This is a genomic window from Flagellimonas oceanensis (assembly GCF_003992595.1).
GTDB lineage: Bacteria > Bacteroidota > Bacteroidia > Flavobacteriales > Flavobacteriaceae > Flagellimonas > Flagellimonas oceanensis.
The window spans coordinates 67,418-86,003 of the sequence record NZ_RZNA01000052.1 but is presented as its reverse complement, the minus strand read 5'-3'; the positions used below and the strand labels follow the sequence as shown (position 1 = coordinate 86,003).

Annotated in this window: 16 protein-coding genes; 11 read left to right on the top strand and 5 right to left on the bottom strand. The window is 44.1% G+C overall.

Annotation, left to right across the window (positions count from 1 at the left end; genetic code table 11):
• Positions 1-127 precede the first annotated feature (127 nt).
• Both folE and cysS read left to right on the top strand, forming a co-directional pair.
• Positions 128-808, top strand: coding sequence for a GTP cyclohydrolase I FolE (gene folE / locus EO132_RS17595; protein ID WP_127139117.1), 681 nt, complete (start codon positions 128-130; stop codon positions 806-808).
• Positions 809-823: 15 nt separating this feature from the next.
• Positions 824-2,305: a cysteine--tRNA ligase gene (cysS, locus tag EO132_RS17590; protein WP_127139116.1), complete on the top strand. Its 1,482-nt coding sequence runs from the start codon at positions 824-826 to the stop codon at positions 2,303-2,305.
• On the opposite strand, the gene EO132_RS17585 is transcribed toward cysS, so the two are convergent.
• Positions 2,302-3,210: an AraC family transcriptional regulator gene (locus EO132_RS17585; protein ID WP_127139115.1), complete on the bottom strand. Its 909-nt coding sequence runs from the start codon at positions 3,208-3,210 to the stop codon at positions 2,302-2,304. The genes cysS and EO132_RS17585 overlap by 4 nt on opposite strands.
• A gap of 212 nt (positions 3,211-3,422) precedes the next feature.
• On the opposite strand from EO132_RS17585, the gene exaC reads away from it, so the two are divergent.
• From exaC to EO132_RS17545, 8 genes are all read left to right on the top strand, one after another.
• Positions 3,423-4,946, top strand: a complete 1,524-nt coding sequence (gene exaC / locus EO132_RS17580) for an acetaldehyde dehydrogenase ExaC (protein ID WP_127139114.1) — start codon at positions 3,423-3,425, stop codon at positions 4,944-4,946.
• Position 4,947: 1 nt separating this feature from the next.
• Positions 4,948-5,334: a DUF779 domain-containing protein gene (locus tag EO132_RS17575; RefSeq protein ID WP_127139113.1), complete on the top strand. Its 387-nt coding sequence runs from the start codon at positions 4,948-4,950 to the stop codon at positions 5,332-5,334.
• Between the two features lie 64 nt (positions 5,335-5,398).
• The gene (gene yidD / locus EO132_RS17570) at positions 5,399-5,620 is read left to right on the top strand and encodes a membrane protein insertion efficiency factor YidD (protein WP_127139112.1); all 222 of its coding nucleotides are present in this window, start codon (positions 5,399-5,401) and stop codon (positions 5,618-5,620) included.
• A gap of 67 nt (positions 5,621-5,687) precedes the next feature.
• Positions 5,688-6,650, top strand: coding sequence for a prolipoprotein diacylglyceryl transferase (gene lgt, locus EO132_RS17565; RefSeq protein WP_127139111.1), 963 nt, complete (start codon positions 5,688-5,690; stop codon positions 6,648-6,650).
• A 4-nt stretch (positions 6,651-6,654) separates the two neighbouring features.
• Positions 6,655-7,146, top strand: a complete 492-nt coding sequence (locus EO132_RS17560; protein ID WP_417935900.1) for a DUF192 domain-containing protein — start codon at positions 6,655-6,657, stop codon at positions 7,144-7,146.
• A complete protein-coding gene (locus EO132_RS17555; protein ID WP_127139110.1) occupies positions 7,147-7,671 on the top strand; it encodes a GNAT family N-acetyltransferase in 525 nt (174 codons plus the stop codon).
• 30 nt (positions 7,672-7,701) lie between these two features.
• Positions 7,702-8,952 (top strand): ATP-binding cassette domain-containing protein, encoded by a 1,251-nt coding sequence (locus tag EO132_RS17550; RefSeq protein ID WP_127139109.1) that lies wholly within the window; start codon positions 7,702-7,704, stop codon positions 8,950-8,952.
• Positions 8,953-9,034: 82 nt separating this feature from the next.
• Positions 9,035-10,498 carry a glycosyltransferase gene (locus EO132_RS17545; protein WP_127139108.1) on the top strand — a complete coding sequence of 488 codons (1,464 nt, stop codon included), beginning with the start codon at positions 9,035-9,037 and terminating at the stop codon, positions 10,496-10,498.
• Positions 10,499-10,559: 61 nt separating this feature from the next.
• Here EO132_RS17545 and secDF read toward each other — a convergent pair whose 3' ends face one another.
• Entirely contained in the window at positions 10,560-13,529 is a 2,970-nt protein-coding gene (gene secDF / locus EO132_RS17540) for a protein translocase subunit SecDF (protein ID WP_127139107.1), read from the bottom strand.
• A 224-nt stretch (positions 13,530-13,753) separates the two neighbouring features.
• The gene (gene mdh, locus EO132_RS17535; protein WP_127139106.1) at positions 13,754-14,680 is read right to left on the bottom strand and encodes a malate dehydrogenase; all 927 of its coding nucleotides are present in this window, start codon (positions 14,678-14,680) and stop codon (positions 13,754-13,756) included.
• A 246-nt stretch (positions 14,681-14,926) separates the two neighbouring features.
• Between mdh and EO132_RS17530 the strand changes: the two genes are divergently transcribed.
• Positions 14,927-15,298: a hypothetical protein gene (locus EO132_RS17530; protein ID WP_127139105.1), complete on the top strand. Its 372-nt coding sequence runs from the start codon at positions 14,927-14,929 to the stop codon at positions 15,296-15,298.
• An 80-nt stretch (positions 15,299-15,378) separates the two neighbouring features.
• On the opposite strand, the gene EO132_RS17525 is transcribed toward EO132_RS17530, so the two are convergent.
• Both EO132_RS17525 and gyrB read right to left on the bottom strand, forming a co-directional pair.
• A complete protein-coding gene (locus tag EO132_RS17525) occupies positions 15,379-16,389 on the bottom strand; it encodes a DUF6588 family protein (protein ID WP_127139104.1) in 1,011 nt (336 codons plus the stop codon).
• Positions 16,390-16,462: 73 nt separating this feature from the next.
• Positions 16,463-18,403, bottom strand: a complete 1,941-nt coding sequence (gene gyrB, locus EO132_RS17520; RefSeq protein WP_127139103.1) for a DNA topoisomerase (ATP-hydrolyzing) subunit B — start codon at positions 18,401-18,403, stop codon at positions 16,463-16,465.
• Between the last annotated feature and the right edge of the window lie 183 nt (positions 18,404-18,586).

Genomic DNA, 18,586 nt, shown 5'->3' with positions numbered 1-18,586 from the left:
CTGTCGGTTTGGGTATTATAAAAGTACCGTGATGCTAGGCTTAACAATAATTTATGTTGTCAAACGTCGGTTAGCAGATGTTAAATCGGTCATTAATGTATATCTTTGCTCTCCTTAAGCAGTAGCTATGAAACTAGAGCAGGCATTGGATGAACAATATGAAGAAAGAGGAAACGACCACGTTGGTTCCTCAACGGACACCCCAATGAGAGATGATGCTTTTGTATTGAGCGATGAAGAAAAAATCGAAAGAATACAAAAAAGCGTAAGGGAAATTATGCTTACCCTGGGTCTTGATTTGGATGATGATAGTTTAAAGGGAACGCCCAAACGAGTGGCCAAAATGTACGTACAGGAAATCTTTGGCGGATTGCACCCTGAGAGAAAACCAAAATCCTCAACATTTGACAACAAGTACAAGTACGGTGAAATGTTGGTGGAAAAGAATATTGTGGTCTACTCCACTTGCGAGCATCACTTGTTGCCCATCGTTGGACGTGCGCACATTGCCTATATCTCCAACGGAACAGTAGTTGGCCTTTCCAAGATGAACCGTGTCGTGGATTATTTTGCAAAGCGCCCCCAGGTTCAGGAACGCATGAACATCCAGATCGTCAAGGAGCTCCAAAAGGTCCTGGGGACAGAAGATGTTGCCTGTGTCATCGATGCCAAACACCTTTGCGTGAACTCACGTGGCATACGTGACATCGATAGTAGCACGGTAACCGCCGAATATGGTGGGAAGTTCAAGGAAGAAGCCACACGAAGAGAATTTTTGGACTACATCAACCTAGATACCGAATTTTAAACACCGACCGTTTAAATGCAATTGTATAAAGACCAAACCTTAAGAATCCATAATTCACTTACTGGAAAAAAAGACATATTTGAACCTATAAACGAAGGCCACGTGGGCATGTATGTTTGCGGCCCGACCGTTTACAGCAATGTACACTTGGGCAACTGCCGCACCTTCATGTCCTTTGATATGATTTTCAGGTACTTTAAGCATTTGGGGTACAAAGTACGCTACGTTCGTAACATTACCGATGCTGGACACTTGGAAAACGATGCGGATGAAGGCGAGGATAAAATTGCAAAAAAGGCCAAACTGGAGCAGATCGAACCCATGGAGGTGGTGCAACGCTATACGGTCGACTTCCACAATACCCTACAATTATTCAATTTGTTGCCCCCCAGTATAGAGCCTACGGCCACTGGCCATATTATTGAGCAGATAGAGATCATAAAAGAAATCCTTGAAAAAGGATTGGCCTACGAAGCCAATGGTTCCGTTTATTTTGACGTGATCAAGTTCAATAAGGATCATGACTATGGTAAATTGAGCGGCAGAAAGTTGGAGGATATGATCACCAACACCCGTGAACTTACCGCCCAGGACGAAAAAAGAAATCCTCAGGATTTTGCCCTTTGGAAAAAAGCGGAACCCCAGCACATCATGCGTTGGCCATCCCCTTGGGGAGATGGTTTTCCCGGATGGCATTTGGAGTGCACTGCCATGAGCACCAAATATCTGGGCGAAACCTTTGATATTCACGGCGGAGGAATGGACTTGAAATTCCCACACCATGAGTGCGAGATCGCACAGGCAGAGGCCAGTACGGGAAAATCCCCTGTAAACTATTGGATGCACGCCAATATGTTGACCCTCAACGGTAGAAAGATGTCCAAATCCACGGACAACAATATCTATCCTGCCGAGATTTTTAGCGGCGACAATAACATTTTAAGCAAGCCCTACACCCCTGCAGTGGTTCGCTTTTTTATGATGCAGGCCCATTACACCAGCATCTTGGACCTTAGTGATGAAGCTTTACAAGCTTCTGAAAAAGGGTACAACCGTTTGATGGACGCCCTTGATAACCTCGAAACATTAAAAACGGGCGATGCATCGGATTTTGATGTGGCCGCTTGGAAGCAGAAATGCTACGATGCCATGAACGACGACTTCAACACGCCGATTCTGATCGCGCAGTTGTTCGAGGCCGTAAAGCACATCAACTTGATTAAAGAAGACAAAGAGACCATTTCCGTTGAGGACAAAGACATCTTGGCAAATTCACTGAAAGCCTTTGTTTACGACGTACTTGGCATTGAAAATCAATCCATGGCCAAGGATAATTCCAATACGCTCAATGGAGTTATGGAATTATTGATTGATATTAGGAATGAAGCCCGTGCCAAAAAGGATTTTGCCACTTCCGACAAAATCAGGGACCAATTGGTTGAATTGGGTATTCAGATCAAAGATGGTAAGGATGGGACCACCTTCAGCGTTAACTAGTGTTTCATAAATTTTGATTGGTACTCCCCTGGCGAAACGTGTATTTTTCGCTTGAACAAGCGGTTGAAATACGAACGGTTTTCAAACCCGCATTCCAAATAAATCTCCTTTATTTTTCTGTTGGGATCTTTTAAGAGATTGATGGCCATTTTTATGCGCTCACTGTTGATGTAGTCAATCGGGGTCACTCCCAATTCCTCTTTAAAAGTCTTATGGAAATGTGATTCGCTCATACATGCTTTCTTGCTCAGATCGCTCACGGACAGCGGTTCGTGCAAATGCTTGGAGATATATTCGATCACATAGGCCAATCTATTGTTCGAACTTATCTTAGAAGCATTTTGCAAGTATTTTTCCCGCGTATTGCCCTGCAAGATTCGAATGATCAGTTCCTGCAGCATGTTGTCAACGAAATAGTCCTTGGAGGGATGGTTCTCCGTGAACAAGTACAATAATCGCTGAATAATACCATAAATACTGGCATCATTGGTAAAATGGTAGTTGTAATCCATCAAAGCCCATTCAGTTCCATCATGTTTCGGCATCACTTCATTCATCAAATTGATGACCTTATTGATTTTTTCATCGGAAATGGCCATGGCCAGGCAACGTGTCGGATTCTCTTCGTTAGCTTCGGGAAAATCAATGCACATGACTTCATTGGAGGGAAGAATCAAGGACTCTCCGGGTAGAAAATTAAACGATTTCCTATCCCTGAGGTGCATTACCTTCTTTCCGATCAACATAGAGGCAAGCACTGGTTGATCAAACTGAAGGAGTACTTTTTCCGCTTGCAGATGCGTCTCAAAAACATGCATTGAAGCATTGTTCAACGTATACGAAGTTTGGTTCTCGACCAAATGTTCAAGTTTTCTTTCTTTAAAGAATTTATCCGACAACTGCATACAAAAATATCTACTCCTTAATATATTGCATAAATACCTACTAAATATAAAAAATAAAGCATGATGTTTTGTTAAAAATATAAAAACAAAGAGGATTGGTCATGTCATTAATAGAATACGTCAGATGTACGGGTTTCAAAATCAATACTTTTAGAATCAGTCACTTGAGCAAAGTGTGAGCGAACATAAAAATTAACGTAAACAAGAGTATTATGAGCGATGTACAAACTACGGAACGTGGTGTTTTGGAAAAACCCAAGTTCAAAGATCAGTATGAAAATTACATTGGCGGAAAATGGACCCCGCCGACCAAAGGAGAATATTTTGACAACATTTCCCCGGTTGATGGAAATGCATTCACAAAAATCGCGCGATCCACGGCCGAGGATGTGGACAAGGCCATCGATGCAGCGTGGGCGGCAGCGCCGGAATGGAACAATTCCTCCGCAACATACCGGAGTAACCTATTATTGAAGATTGCCGACGTGATGGAGAACAATCTCGAGGCCTTGGCCCGCGTCGAAACCTGGGACAACGGTAAGGCCTTGCGCGAGACACGTGCCGCGGACATGCCCTTGGCGGTTGACCACTTCAGATATTTTGCGGGAGTGATTCGCGCAGAAGAGGGATCTGTAAGTGAATTGGACGCCAACACCGTGTCCATGAACGTAATGGAGCCGCTAGGTGTGGTAGGGCAGATCATTCCTTGGAACTTCCCTATCCTGATGGCCGCTTGGAAATTGGCCCCGGCCTTGGCCGCTGGGAACTGTGTGGTACTTAAGCCTGCAGAGCAAACACCTGTTGGAATCCTTGTTTTGATGGAACTTATAGAGGATATTCTACCTGCGGGTGTGCTCAACATTGTGAACGGGTTTGGTTTGGAAGCAGGTAAACCATTGGCCTCCAGTCCCCGAATAAAAAAAATCGCCTTTACGGGAGAAACCACTACCGGGCAATTGATCATGCAATATGCGTCCAAGAACATTATTCCAGTGACCTTGGAGTTGGGCGGTAAATCCCCTAATGTTTTCTTCGAAAGCGTTTTGGATGCCGATGATGAATTCTTCGATAAATGTTTGGAGGGCGCCGTGATGTTCGCGCTAAACCAAGGCGAGGTGTGTACCTGCCCATCCAGAATCTTGGTGCAGGAAAGCATTTATGACAAATTCATTGAGCGTGTAGTGGAACGCACCAAGGCCATAAAACTGGGACACCCCTTGGATCCATCCACCATGATGGGCGCCCAAGCATCCAATGATCAGTTCGAGAAAATCATGAACTACATCCAAATAGGTAAAGAAGAAGGCTGTGAAGTATTGGCTGGTGGAGAAGCTGCATACAACGAAGGCCTGGAAGGTGGATATTACATCCAACCCACCATTTTAAAGGGAAACAACAAAATGCGTGTCTTCCAAGAAGAGATATTTGGTCCGGTCGTTTGTGTAACCACATTCAAGGATGAAGCCGAAGCACTGGAAATCGCCAACGATACCCTTTATGGATTGGGCGCTGGTGTTTGGACGCGTGACATGCACCAAGCCTATAAAATCTCTAGACAAATACAAGCCGGTAGGGTTTGGGTAAACTGCTATCACAACTACCCTGCACATGCACCGTTTGGAGGATACAAAAAGTCAGGAATCGGAAGAGAAAACCATAAAATGATGCTCAGTCACTATACCCAGACCAAAAACATGCTGATTTCCTACGATAAGAACAAATTGGGCTTTTTCTAGGATGGAAAACTTGATAAAACGCGTGTTGGTTTCGGACCAAGCCATAAAGGTCATCGATCAATTGAGGGAACGCCATGGCGAATTGATGTTCCACCAAAGTGGAGGCTGCTGTGATGGCTCCTCCCCCATGTGCTTCCCGAAAGGCGAGTTGATGCTCAATGAAAACGATGTGAAATTGGGCACCATCCATGGATGTGATTTTTTTATGAGCAAGGATCAGTTCGAATACTGGAAACACACACAACTCACGGTCGATGTGACTACGGGACGTGGTGCCAGTTTTAGCCTGGAAATTCCGTTGGGACTCCGTTTTGTCATCAAGTCGCGATTGTACACGGATGAGGAACGGGAACATCTGGAACCCGTACAACCCGCAGAAGAAGTGTAGCATAAGCCCCGACAAATTCGGGGCTTTTTTCATACCTTGTTCTCTGATTTACCCTCTAGAGAGCATGAAGAAAATTTTGATAGCGCCATTTGTTTTGTTGGTCAGGTTTTACCAACTTTTTATATCGCCTATGTTTCCCTCCACATGTCGCTATTCCCCCACTTGCTCACAATATACTTTGGAAGCCTTAAAAAAACACGGACTCTTTAAAGGAGGATGGCTGTCCATCAAGCGTATCGTTAGTTGCAATCCCTGGGGAGGAAGCGGTTATGACCCAGTTCCCTGAAAAATTGAACTTCAATTAACACCCTGCAACCGTTCAAAGTAGTTATATTAGTCCAAAATTTATTCAAATGTACTTTCTAGGATTTGACTGGAACCCCGAAGGAACCCTTTTTAAACTGGGTTTTCTACAAATAAAATATTACAATCTACTATGGATTGCAGCCTTTGTACTGGGCTGGTTCATTATGAAGAAAATCTTCCTGAATGAAAAGAAATCCATGGAAAAATTGGATTCCCTGTTCATTTACACCGTGGTTTCGATTATGCTGGGAGCACGATTGGGCCATGTGTTCTTCTATGATTGGGACTACTACAAGGATCATTTGGCCGAGATCCTCCTGCCCATCCGTGAAAGTGCCGACAGCTCTCTTTTCGGTATCATCAACGGATATGAATTTACCGGATTTACAGGTTTGGCCAGTCATGGCGCCACCATAGCGGCCATCATCGGTATCTGGCTGTACACCCGTAAATGGAAGGATATCAAGATGCTTTGGTTGCTGGACAGATTGGTTGTGCCATCTGCCATCGGAGCGGCTTTTGTAAGGTTCGGGAATTTCTTCAACTCCGAAATCAATGGAAAAGTAGTGGACAAATCTTATTTTCTGGCCACACGCTTTATCCGTGACTCGGACGATATGCCCGCCTATCAAGCTATGGCACTCACAAAAGAACAAAGCCCGAATGCAGCCTATAAGGCCATTCAGCACAATCCAGAATTTTCACAAATACTACAATCCATCCCTTATCGCCATCCTGCACAACTCTATGAGGCCATTTGCTATATTTTCGTGTTCATTGCCCTATATCTCATCTACTGGAAAACCGATTGGAAAGACAAACCGGGATTCCTTTTCGGACTGTTCATGGCACTCTTGTTCATTGTTCGGTTTTTTGTGGAATTCTACAAAAAGAGCCAAGGCGGATTTGAAGAAGCTTTGGGTGTGCTCTCCACAGGACAGTGGCTCAGCGTTCCCATGATAGCCATTGGGATATATTTTATGGTCAAACCCGCACCCGTTGAACTGTAAAGGCATGATGAAGTTTGAAAAAATAGTGCTCTTGGTTTTTATCTTGGTATTGGGTTCATGCAAAACCGAATCAAAAAAGGCGATCAAGACGGAGTCCATATCCTTCAAAAAAGAGGGAGAACTCTCCATCCTATACTCTGAAAAGGATTCCATTAGGACCAAGGCCCATTTCGATATTGAAATTGCCGACACAGAGTACGAAACGCAGACAGGGCTCATGTATCGTCCATCCATGCAACAAAAACGAGGCATGCTCTTTATTTTTCCCGATGTAAATCCCCGGTCTTTTTATATGAAGAATACTGAATTTCCATTGGACATCATTTACATTGATGAGGGACAGAAAATCGTCAGCTTCCAAAAAGATGCCCAACCTTACAACGAGAGTAGCCTGCCTTCCAATGCTCCGGCAAAATATGTTTTGGAGATCAATGCCGGGCTTTCGGAACAATTAGGGTTGCAAGTAGGCGACAGTATCTCATTTTCCCGCAATTAAATGTCAAAGTACCTTCTGGAAAACCAGGCTTCGGAACGATTGGTCTTTCGCAGACTGAAACCGTCCGATTTTGAGGATTGGTTGCCCTTTTACCACAATCCGAAATCCACACAATTTTGGGAAGGACTTCCCTTAGACCCCATTGTGGCATGTAGAACACAGTTTGATAGGGTTTTTGAACGCTATGAAAACGATCTGGGCGGAATGAACGCTCTCATTTCCAAAGCATCAGGAGAGCTGATCGGTATTTGTGGCCTCCTTGTCCAAACGGTTGATGACATACAGGAATTGGAAATCGGCTACTCCGTACTCCCCAAATTTTGGCTAAAGGGCTATGCATTTGAAGCGGCCCAAAAATGTAAGGAGCATGCGTTTGAAAATAATTTTTCGGATTCATTGATCTCCATCATCCATGTGGATAACATCCCCTCTCAAAAGGTTGCCAGAAAAAATGGCATGCACTTGGATAAAACCACTACGTACAAGGATAATCCGGTTCATATTTTTAGAGTGAACCAAGGATAATCGTATTTTTGAGGCAAGACCTTTTGCCTCATGAAGTCACCCAAATGCTACGCCATTCTCACCCAGAACAATTCCAATATTAACCAGTTGGTTCAAAACCTGCTCAAAAACCATCCTGTTGAAGGATTGAGTGAACTCAAAGGGTTGAATGGACTTCTTTTTTCACGTTCGGAAATCCAGCGGTACATGGATGAAGAAGATCGTCACGACATCAAGATTTTGACCAAGGATAGCGAACAACCCTTGAAAACGATGAGCAGTGGGGAACAGAAAAAGGCGCTGCTCCGCCATTTGTTGCAACAAGACCCTGACTTCATGGTACTGGTCAATCCGTTTGACAATCTGGACGTAGCCACTCAATCCAAACTGAAAGAACAGCTCATGGATATTGCTTCCAGCAAGATTTTGGTGCAATTGGTCAGCAGATTGGATGATATTTTGCCCAATACCGACCTTTTTTTCAAACTGGATGGGAACAGCCTGCATCAATATGAATCCTCTGATACTTTTTGGAACGAAAACAAACACGATGCCACCGGTTTTGATGGCACTATACCGCCACCCTTATCCCCCATTGAGGTTGAAAGCGAAGAATTGGTATGTCTAAAAAAAGTATCCGTCAGTTTTGATGGCCGTCGAATACTGCACGAAATTGATTGGTCCATCAACAAAGGGGAATTTTGGCAACTGATCGGCCCCAATGGCAGTGGAAAGTCCACTATTCTCTCCATGATCACAGGGGACAGTCACAAAGGTTACGGCCAAGACCTGACGATTTTCGGAAATAAAAAAGGGAGTGGCGAAAGTGTTTGGGACCTTAAAAAGAAAATCGGCTACTACACCCCTGCGGTCACCCATAAATTTCGGGGCTATCACACCCTGGAAAATATGATCATATCCGGACTTCATGATTCCATCGGACTTTATGTACAACCTACATTCAGTGAAAAACTCGTGGCCAATCAATGGCTGGACCTTTTACAAATGAGCCAGAGAAAAAACACTCACTTTCGGGATTTATCCGTTGGGGACAAACGCTTGGTGATGATGGCCCGTGCCATGGTAAAACACCCCGCACTGCTTATTTTGGATGAGCCCACTGCAGGTTTGGATGATGCCAGCGCCCATCTTTTTGTGACCTTGGTCAATAAAATCGCCAGAGAAAGCAATACTGCCATCGTTTTTGTCTCCCACAGAAAAGAACCCCATTTGACCCCTCAACACATATTTGAACTCCATCCATCGGAAACGGGCTCTACGGGAAGCAGGACATCATCATAAACATTTCATAAACAACCACTTAACCAACTCAACTGTTTTTTTGCTATCTTAAAAGGAATTCAACTATTAACTATTCCCGCACATGCAAAAAATCAATGTTAAGCCAGGTGCCAAACTTGTGGATTACAAGGCATATGGCTCCCTCTACTCCTCTGTTCTGGATTTTATGGAACAGGCACAGGAACCCATTGAATCCCTAAAAGGACGTACCATTTGGATGATCAATTCCACTGCCATTGGTGGCGGAGTCGCCGAAATGCTCCCCAGTCAAATGCGCATTCTGCGCGAGCTCGGGGTATCCATAGAATGGCTCGTGATCGAAGCGAAGAAAGAAGCCTTTTTTGACTTGACCAAACGCATCCACAATGCCATTCACGGAAGTGGCAAGGGTGTTTTTACAGAGGAGGATCGCAAAATCTACGAGGAAGTCAACCGAAACAACCTTCCCAAAGCATTGGAATTGATCAATGACGGGGATATTGTTGTGGTCCACGACCCCCAGCCCATGCCTTTGGCGGCCATGATCAAGAAAGAGAAAAACGTTTCCATTATTTGGAGGTGCCACATTGGACTGGAAGAGGATACGGATGTCACCGATGCCGTATGGAAGTTTTTGGAACCCTACACAAACGATTATGACCATTTTGTGTTCAGTCTTCCCTCTTATGTACCAAAACCATTAAAGAACAGAACTTCCATTATCCCTCCGGCCATTGATCCCTTGAGCCATAAGAACCGTGAACTGCAATTGCACAAGTGTATAGGGATTTTGTATCAATCCGGGATTTTGGACGATCACAAAGCCATATTATACCACAGATACGAGCATTTGGTAAGAAAAGTGATGCCCGATGGCTCTTTTGATGTGTTGGATGCCGGTCAGAACCTGGACTTGATCTATCGGCCCATAGTGACCGAAATTTCACGGTGGGACAGACTCAAAGGGTTCAAGGAATTGATGGAGGCTTTCATTAAGATGAAGTTGGACAACCGAAAATATGGAGACCCAAAAAGTCTAGAGTACAAACGCATAGAAATGACCTTGCTGGTCATGGGTGGACCCGACCCCGCCTTTGTGTCCGACGACCCCGAAGGCAAAGAGGTTTTAAAAGAATTGACGGAAACCTACAAGAAGGTCGATAAAAGCATGCAGAACGACATTGCCATTTTGTTGCTGCCCTTGGACAATCCAAAACAGAACGCTTTGATCGTAAATGCGCTTCAGCGTACATCGAGCATCATTGTACAAAACTCCATTCAAGAAGGGTTTGGACTTACGGCAACGGAAGCGATGTGGAAAAGAAAGCCTGTACTGGTATCCAATGCAGCCGGGCTCAAATATCAAGTGGTCCATAACAAAACAGGGCAGATAAACCCTGACCCCACGGATATTGAAAGCCTCTCCAAAACCTTGGCCTTTATGCTCAATCATCCCAAGGAACGGGATAAATGGGGCTTTAATGGCCAGCTCAGAGTAATCCAGAACTTTACCTTGTTCAGTCAATTATTATCGTGGTTGGGAACATTATCGGCCAACAAGGCCTGAAAAAACAAAGGCCCTCAAAAGAGGGCCTTTATTATAAAGTGTAATATAAAAAAACGAAAAACTATGCTCCTGTTGTAGCAGCAGCAATTTTCTTCTTTAATGAGTCGAACATCACAGGTGTTGCGATAAATACCGAAGAGTATGTACCTACGATCACACCTACGATCATGGCGAACATAAACCCTCTAAGACTTTCACCTCCAAAGATGAAGATGGCCAACAACACAATCAATGTGGTAAGCGAGGTGTTCAACGTTCTACTCAAAGTACTGTTCAATGCCAAGTTGATATTTTCTCCGTTATTGAACCCTTTAAGACCCGTGATCTCACGAATACGGTCGAACACGACCACCGTATCGTTCAAGGAGTAACCTATTACCGTCAGAATGGCCGCAATAAAGGCTTGATCGATTTCCATGTTGAAGGGCATAATGTCCCCTGTCAAGGAGAAGATCCCCAATACGATCATTACATCGTGGAATACCGCAACAACGGCACCCAGGGAGAATTGCCATTTTCTAAATCGCAATAGGATGTATAGGAAGACAACGGCCAATGAACCAATAATGGCCAAAACGGCGCTCTTTTTAATATCATCGGCAATGGTCGGTCCCACCTTTCGGTATTTCAGGACACCTAGATCCTCTGCTGTTCCTCCTGGCCTGAAGTCATCATAACTGGTTCCATCAGGGAAGTATTTTTGAAGATGCGTGAACAATTCGTTCAGGATCTCCGTATCCACCTCGGGTCCGTTTTCCTCAAACCTATAATTCGTTGTGATGATGATCTGATTGGCGGCACCAAACGTTTTGGCGTTGGTTCCGCTTCCGAGCACCGAATTCAAATCCGCAGCGATCTCAGAAGGGTTCACAGCATGCTCGAATCGAACTTGATAGGAACGACCCCCCACAAAATCCACACCTTGCTGAAGGCTCTTGGTGGCCAATGAGAAGACACTCACTGCAATCAAGATACCAGAAACGATGTAGGCTACTTTACGCTTGGACAAGAAATCAATGCTCAGGTTTTTGAACAGGTTCTTGGTAATTCCAGTACAGAAATCCAATCGACGTCCTTTCTTGTTCGTATATGCATTGATCATCAAACGGGTCACAAAGATGGCCGTGAACAATGATGTCACGATACCGATCATCAAAGTAGTGGCAAAACCTTTGATGGGCCCTGATCCAAATATGAACAGAATGATCGCAGTCAGTCCCGTGGTAATGTTGGCATCCAAGATGGATGACAATGCGTTACCAAAACCATCGGCAATGGCCTGGGCCTTTCCCTTACCACGATCTAATTCCTCTTTTATCCTTTCAAAAATAAGTACGTTGGCATCCACCGACATACCAATGGTCAATACGACACCCGCAATACCTGGCAAGGTCAATACGGCGCCAAGGCTGGTCAACACACCAAAAATCAATAGAATGTTGAACAATAGCGCGATATCGGCAAATACCCCTGCTCTACCGTAGTAGAAAATCATCCATACCAATACAAACAGCATCGCTATCACAAAAGACATCAATCCGCTGTCGATGGCTTCTTGACCCAATGAGGGACCAACTACGAAGGAGTCTATGATTTCCGCGGAAGCAGGAAGCTTACCTGCACGCAGTACGTTGGCGATATCCTTGGTTTCGTTTACAGTGAATGTACCTGTTATTTCAGAACGTCCTCCGGAAATAGGTCCTGAAGAAACTCCCGGTGCAGTGTACACTTTGTTGTCCAAAACAATGGCAATACCTGTTTGGTTGTTGTAAGCGTCACCTGTCAATTCCTCCCATTCCTTGGCACCGCGTGTATTCATGGTCATGCTTACCGCAGGCTTGTTGAATTGGTCAAAGGTGTCCTGAGCATCGGAAACCACATCTCCGCTTATTCTTGGCGTACCTTCCCTATTGGACTTCAATGCGTACAAATCTGCTACTTCAGCATCCTTGCCCGGACGCTCCCAAAGGAACTTGGTAAACTGAATATCGTTTGGCAACAGTCTTTTGATCTCCGGTCTTCTCAAATACTCACCCAACTCGGCGGTGTCGGAAACCATGGCACGAGCAATGGCGTGCGTACCAGGATTGGCTGGAATCAATTTCCCCAATATCGGGTTAACATCCTCTGCCATGTCCAATGAGTCTTGGGACACATCGGAAAGCAGGGAATCAATTTCAGATTCTGGCTTGGAAACCCCCTCTTCGGTGGTTTCAGGCTCCAAAATCTCTTTCAAACGCTCGTTGGCGTTTACCAAAAAGTTCCCTATACTTTGGTTGCTCTGTGGATAGGTTTCCCAGAATTCCAATTGTGCTGTACTGGACAACAACTCTTGGGCACGTGCAATATCCTTTGCACCTGGAAGCTCCACTACGATTCTTCCCGAGTTTCCTTCCCTTTGGATATTTGGTTGGGTAACTCCAAAGCCATCAATACGCTCACGAAGCACCTCAAATGCAGAAACGATGGATTCATCAATTTTCCTTCTGATGATGGGCTTTACCTCATCATCCGTCATTTGGAAATTGATGTCATCGCTGAGTCCCTTGTTTGCAAAAATATCGGGAGAGGCCAATTTGGTATCTCCTTTAATATTATCAAAAGCCTCGAAGAAAAGCTCCAAATACGTATCATCACTATTGGTTGATGCTTGATCGGCATCGGCCAATGCTTTGTTGAAAACCGGATTTTTGGTATTGTTGGCCAACCCTTTCAAGATATCCTTTACGGAAATCTGAAGGGTTACGTTAATACCTCCTTTAAGGTCCAATCCTTTGTTCAACTCTTTAGTCTTGGCTTCCTCATAGCTCGTAAAGCCCAAAACAGTGTTGTCACTGATGGAGTCCAAATACGATGCCTCTAAAGCTTCACGCTTTGCAACATAGTCTTCCTCAGCTTCCGAAATTTGGCTAGCTGCATAAGCTTCAGCGTCTCCTTCCAACTTATTAGTGATGAAAGTATAAGACAACTGATAGATGCTCACCAAGCCAAAAAGGATAGCGAAAAGCCTTATAAGTCCTTTATTCTGCATTGATTGTTAATTTTTTAGAAGTTTTCTTAAACAGCGTGCAAATATATCATTTCCGATAAGATTTGACAATAGAAATTGATGTAATTGCAATTACGGTTGATGGTTATGCTGTTAAAATGAAATTGTCATTCCGGACAAAGCCTGAAATTCCCATAAAAATTAATGGTCAATCTCTCCGAGGTCCCGTCCGAAATGACAATTCAGTTGGTTATAATTGATGTGTGCTAAACGTCAAGTAGGCCGTTGGTTTTCTTAACACCTTCGGCACTTTCCTGCATTTTGGCTTTTTCTGCATCGGACAATTCAATCTCAACGATTTTCTCGATTCCATCCTTGCCCAAAATTACCGGCACACCAATACAAATATCGTTCAAGCCATATTCTCCTTCCAAAAGAGAGGAACATGGGAACATTTTCTTCTGGTCACAAGCAATGGCCTGTACCAATCCGGATACAGCGGCACCTGGCGCATACCAAGCACTGGTTCCCAACAAGCCTGTAAGGGTAGCTCCACCTACTTTGGTCTCTTCAACCACCCAGTTCATTTTATCCTCGGACAGGAACTCGGAAACCTTAACACTGTTTCTGGTAGCATGACCGATCAAAGGAACCATTCCTTTATCACTGTGTCCACCGATCACCATACCGTCAACATCGGATATTGGCGCTTCCAAGGCTTGGGCCAATCTATACTTGAAACGTGCACTGTCCAAAGCACCGCCCATACCAATAATTCTGTTCTTTGGCAATCCAGTGGCCTTGTGCACCAAATAGGTCATGGTATCCATAGGGTTACTTACCACAATAATGGTTACGTTCGGAGAGTGCTCAATAAGACTTGTTGCCACGGTTTTTACGATTCCAGCGTTGATTCCGATCAATTCTTCACGTGTCATACCTGGCTTACGCGGTATTCCCGAAGTGATCACTGCAATATCACTACCTGCGGTTTTGCCATAATCGCTGGTGCTTCCCGTGATCTTGGTATCAAATCCGTTCAAGGAGGCCGTTTGCATTAAGTCCATGGCCTTTCCTTCGGCATACCCTTCTTTGATATCCAATAAAACAACTTCTGCCGCAAAATTTTTCATTGCTATGTATTCAGCACAGCTTGCTCCCACTGCGCCTGCTCCAACTACGGTAACTTTCATTTGTATAGATTTAAATTTTAGACATCAAAAATAAGGCATTTGACTCAGAAAAAGGCTGACTTTTACCAGTTTTAGCGGCCTTATTCAACCAAATAATGCAAAGTTGATATACATTGAAAAATGCATGGAATCATTTCGATTGATCGGGAATGAAAAACAAACACAAATATTTTATTCTTTTTATGCAATAGATTCCTACAAAGCTACGTTCTAATAGTCCCAAATTTAACGTAACCTACTTGACCTATGAAAAAGCTCTTTTCATTGTTGTCCATTGTTGGCATAATCGCCATAAGCAACTGTACGCGCGTACCAGAAAACCACGACCCCATTCTTGGTATCTGGGCAAAAACCGAATCTTCCAATCTTGAAGGCAAAAGCAACAGTACTGTCCGTGAAGAATGGATTTTCAACGATGTATACCTGGGCAGGTATCAAAGATATTCCGACTCCAAACTAATTTTTTACACTGATTTCAAATGGTCCCAAGAAAAAGGAACCTATTCCATTACCTATGGGGACCCTCAAGTAACGGATATTACCGTTAATTTGGAAAAAGCCCAAGAACCTGAAGTATTGACTCTGGACAATGGCTCGGTCTTCGCCACCAGGGAATGACGTGAAGACTACATATATGAAAATAGGAGGCCCCATGATTGGGGCCTTCTTTATTTTTGGTTGATTGATTTGGTATTTTCCTATCTGAACCCGAAGTTGACACCAAAGGTGAAAGTGCTGAATTCAGAGATGTTATATTCTGCATTGAGCCTGAAGAAGCCCAGTTTTAATTTTGTACCCAAATTGGCGGAAACCCCGCTTGCTTTCTTGGAAACGGAAAATGGATCCTCAACAGTTTCTGAAAAGAAAGGTCCATTGGCTTCATAAGTACCCAGCAAATCAATATCGGATTTACCTGTAATATATCCTACACCTCCATAAAAGTTGATGACAGGGATGTTCCTTGTGGAAACCACCGCACTGAAGTTCCATGTTTTGAAAGATGCATCCAATCTTTGATCACTGCCTTCAATGGTAGAGGAATCGGTAAAATCGTACTCTCCATTCAAATTCGTATATCCTATGACCGCTGAAATAGCCACCGGCAATACCTTATCCGCTGGCAACATCTTGGTAAAATCATATTGCAATCCCGCCCCGAAGAGTCCGATTTTAGCATCATCATCAAATTTGATTTTTGGCAAAAAACGAGCTTTTACCTCAAGTCCTTTGATCAACCCCACACTTCCTTGAAGGTACCCTGATGGGATAAAGTTGAGATTTTCAGCGGAAAGACCTGACGGAAGTTCAAACTCCTGACTGAACAAACTACTTTCATCCTCAACATAAACTTCGACGCCCTCGATATCCCCCAAAGCGGTAGAGACCATTCTGGCCTGACCGGGATTATCCACAAAATCCAAATTTTCGTAATCAGCAGGATCCAGCAAAAAAGCTTTTTTATCGTCCTTGTTCTTGAACCCGGTCATATTTCCAATGATGGAAATCTCAAATCCCCCTAAAGGCTTGGCATCTGCAGTATTGTACCATCCGTTGGAAATGCTGTAAATGGCACCTTCTGAAACAGGCGATAAATACGCATTGGCAAATCGTTCGGCATCGGCCACACCCGACACAAAAATATCGTTCAGGTCTTGGGCTCTTCCCATGGTCACGCAAACCAATGCTACTATTAAAATTATTCTTTTCATAATGTTGAAGTTTTACCCAAAACTAAAAAACTCGCCTTTGAGGGGCGAGTTTTTGTTGTGAAATGCCTGATATCTATACATCTATATTCGCATAGACGGCATTTTTCTCTATGAATTCACGTCTTGGAGGCACTTCATCCCCCATTAACATGGAGAATATTCGGTCTGATTCCGTTGCATTGTCAATTTGTACCTGACGTAATTTTCTAAAATCCGGATTCATGGTCGTATCCCAAAGTTGCTCGGCGTTCATCTCCCCAAGACCTTTGTATCGTTGGATACTTGCACCTCCGTTCATTTCCTCATTGATGGCATCACGTTCCTTATCGTTCCAAGCATAGCGTTTTTTAGCGCCTTTCTTGACCAAATAAAGTGGTGGTGTGGCAATGTAGACATGTCCTCCTTCTATCAACTCCCTCATATAACGGAAGAAGAAGGTCAAAATCAAGGTTTCAATGTGGCTACCATCAACATCCGCATCACACATGATCACTACTTTATGGTAACGCAGTTTGTCCAGGTTCAAGGCCTTACTATCCTCTTCGGTTCCAATGGTAACACCCAAAGCTGTATAGATATTCTTGATTTCCTCATTTTCAAAAACCTTGTGCTGCATGGCTTTCTCCACGTTAAGGATTTTACCCCGCAACGGAAGAATGGCTTGGAAGTTCCTGTCCCTTCCCTGCTTGGCCGTACCACCTGCGGAATCCCCCTCTACCAGAAACACTTCGCATTTGGTTGGGTCTTGCTCTGAACAATCGGATAGTTTCCCAGGCAATCCCCCAACACTCATTGGGTTCTTACGCTGAACCATTTCACGAGCTTTGGCAGCGGCGTGCCTTGCTTGTGCGGCCAGTTTTACTTTTTCCACGATTTGCTTGGCATCATCCGGGTTTTCTTCCAGATAATCGGTCAGCATTTCGGAAACCGCCTGACTTACGGCGCTGGTTACCTCACGGTTACCCAATTTGGTCTTGGTCTGTCCCTCGAACTGTGGCTCTGCCACTTTTACGGAAACAATGGCGGTAAGTCCTTCACGAAAATCATCCCCTGAAATTTCGAACTTTACCTTATCCAGCATCCCTGAGTTATCGGCATACTTTTTAAGGGTCGATGTCAATCCCCTTCTAAAACCGGAAAGGTGCGTACCTCCTTCATGGGTATTGATATTATTGACGTAGGAATGCAGGTTTTCGGTATACCCAGTATTGTAGACCATGGCCACTTCCACGGGGATTCCGTTCTTTTCCCCCTCCATGGAGATAACGTTCTGAATCAATGGCTCGCGGGTACCGTCCAAAAACTTGATGAATTCCTTAAGGCCTTCATCTGAATGGAAAGTCTCGGAAATGAATTCGCCTTTTTCGTCCTTATTTCTTTTATCGGTCAGTGTTATGGTTACCCCTTTGTTCAAATAGGCAAGCTCACGCATCCTATTGGAAAGGGTCTCATAACTATACTCTGTGGTCTGGGTAAAGATGGTGTTGTCCGGCACAAAGGTTACAATAGTACCTGTTAAATCACTTTCGCCAACACTTTTTACGGGATAAAGGCTTTTCCCTCTCTCATACTCTTGCTCCCATATTTTACCATCCCGATACACAGTGGCTTTCAAGCTAGAAGAAAGTGCATTCACACAGGATACACCCACACCGTGCAATCCACCGGAGACTTTGTAGGAATCCTTATCAAATTTACCCCCGGCACCAATTTTGGTCATTACGACCTCAAGGGCGGAAACCCCTTCCTTTTTGTGGAGGTCAACAGGAATACCCCTACCATTATCTTCCGTGGTTATGGAATTGTCCTCATTGATGACAACATCAATTCTATCACAATGGCCGGCCATGGCTTCATCAATGGAGTTATCCACTACTTCGTACACTAAATGGTGCAATCCACGAACCCCTACATCTCCAATATACATGGAAGGTCTCATACGTACGTGCTCCATGCCTTCGAGGGCCTGGATGCTATCCGCCGAGTATTGTTTCTTGTTAGCTTCTTCGCTCATATATTTTTCAGTATTTACCTCAAAAATTCAAATCTTACAAATATAATCAATACCCCGTGCAAATGGCCTCTAAGAGCCTGCTGAACAGGGTAAGTTATCAACAAATCCTGTGGAAAACAGGACGATTTGACAGCGGTTCGGCCAGTTCCCTTCAAACCACCAAAAAGCCCCTTGCGAAAGGGG

Coding starts and splice junctions, on each gene's coding strand:
- folE (WP_127139117.1), top strand. CDS start 128: ATGAAACTAGAGCAGGCATTGGATGAACAATATGAAGAAAGAGGAAAC.
- cysS (WP_127139116.1), top strand. CDS start 824: ATGCAATTGTATAAAGACCAAACCTTAAGAATCCATAATTCACTTACT.
- EO132_RS17585 (WP_127139115.1), bottom strand. CDS start 3,210: ATGCAGTTGTCGGATAAATTCTTTAAAGAAAGAAAACTTGAACATTTG.
- exaC (WP_127139114.1), top strand. CDS start 3,423: ATGAGCGATGTACAAACTACGGAACGTGGTGTTTTGGAAAAACCCAAG.
- EO132_RS17575 (WP_127139113.1), top strand. CDS start 4,948: ATGGAAAACTTGATAAAACGCGTGTTGGTTTCGGACCAAGCCATAAAG.
- yidD (WP_127139112.1), top strand. CDS start 5,399: ATGAAGAAAATTTTGATAGCGCCATTTGTTTTGTTGGTCAGGTTTTAC.
- lgt (WP_127139111.1), top strand. CDS start 5,688: ATGTACTTTCTAGGATTTGACTGGAACCCCGAAGGAACCCTTTTTAAA.
- EO132_RS17560 (WP_417935900.1), top strand. CDS start 6,655: ATGATGAAGTTTGAAAAAATAGTGCTCTTGGTTTTTATCTTGGTATTG.
- EO132_RS17555 (WP_127139110.1), top strand. CDS start 7,147: ATGTCAAAGTACCTTCTGGAAAACCAGGCTTCGGAACGATTGGTCTTT.
- EO132_RS17550 (WP_127139109.1), top strand. CDS start 7,702: ATGAAGTCACCCAAATGCTACGCCATTCTCACCCAGAACAATTCCAAT.
- EO132_RS17545 (WP_127139108.1), top strand. CDS start 9,035: ATGCAAAAAATCAATGTTAAGCCAGGTGCCAAACTTGTGGATTACAAG.
- secDF (WP_127139107.1), bottom strand. CDS start 13,529: ATGCAGAATAAAGGACTTATAAGGCTTTTCGCTATCCTTTTTGGCTTG.
- mdh (WP_127139106.1), bottom strand. CDS start 14,680: ATGAAAGTTACCGTAGTTGGAGCAGGCGCAGTGGGAGCAAGCTGTGCT.
- EO132_RS17530 (WP_127139105.1), top strand. CDS start 14,927: ATGAAAAAGCTCTTTTCATTGTTGTCCATTGTTGGCATAATCGCCATA.
- EO132_RS17525 (WP_127139104.1), bottom strand. CDS start 16,389: ATGAAAAGAATAATTTTAATAGTAGCATTGGTTTGCGTGACCATGGGA.
- gyrB (WP_127139103.1), bottom strand. CDS start 18,403: ATGAGCGAAGAAGCTAACAAGAAACAATACTCGGCGGATAGCATCCAG.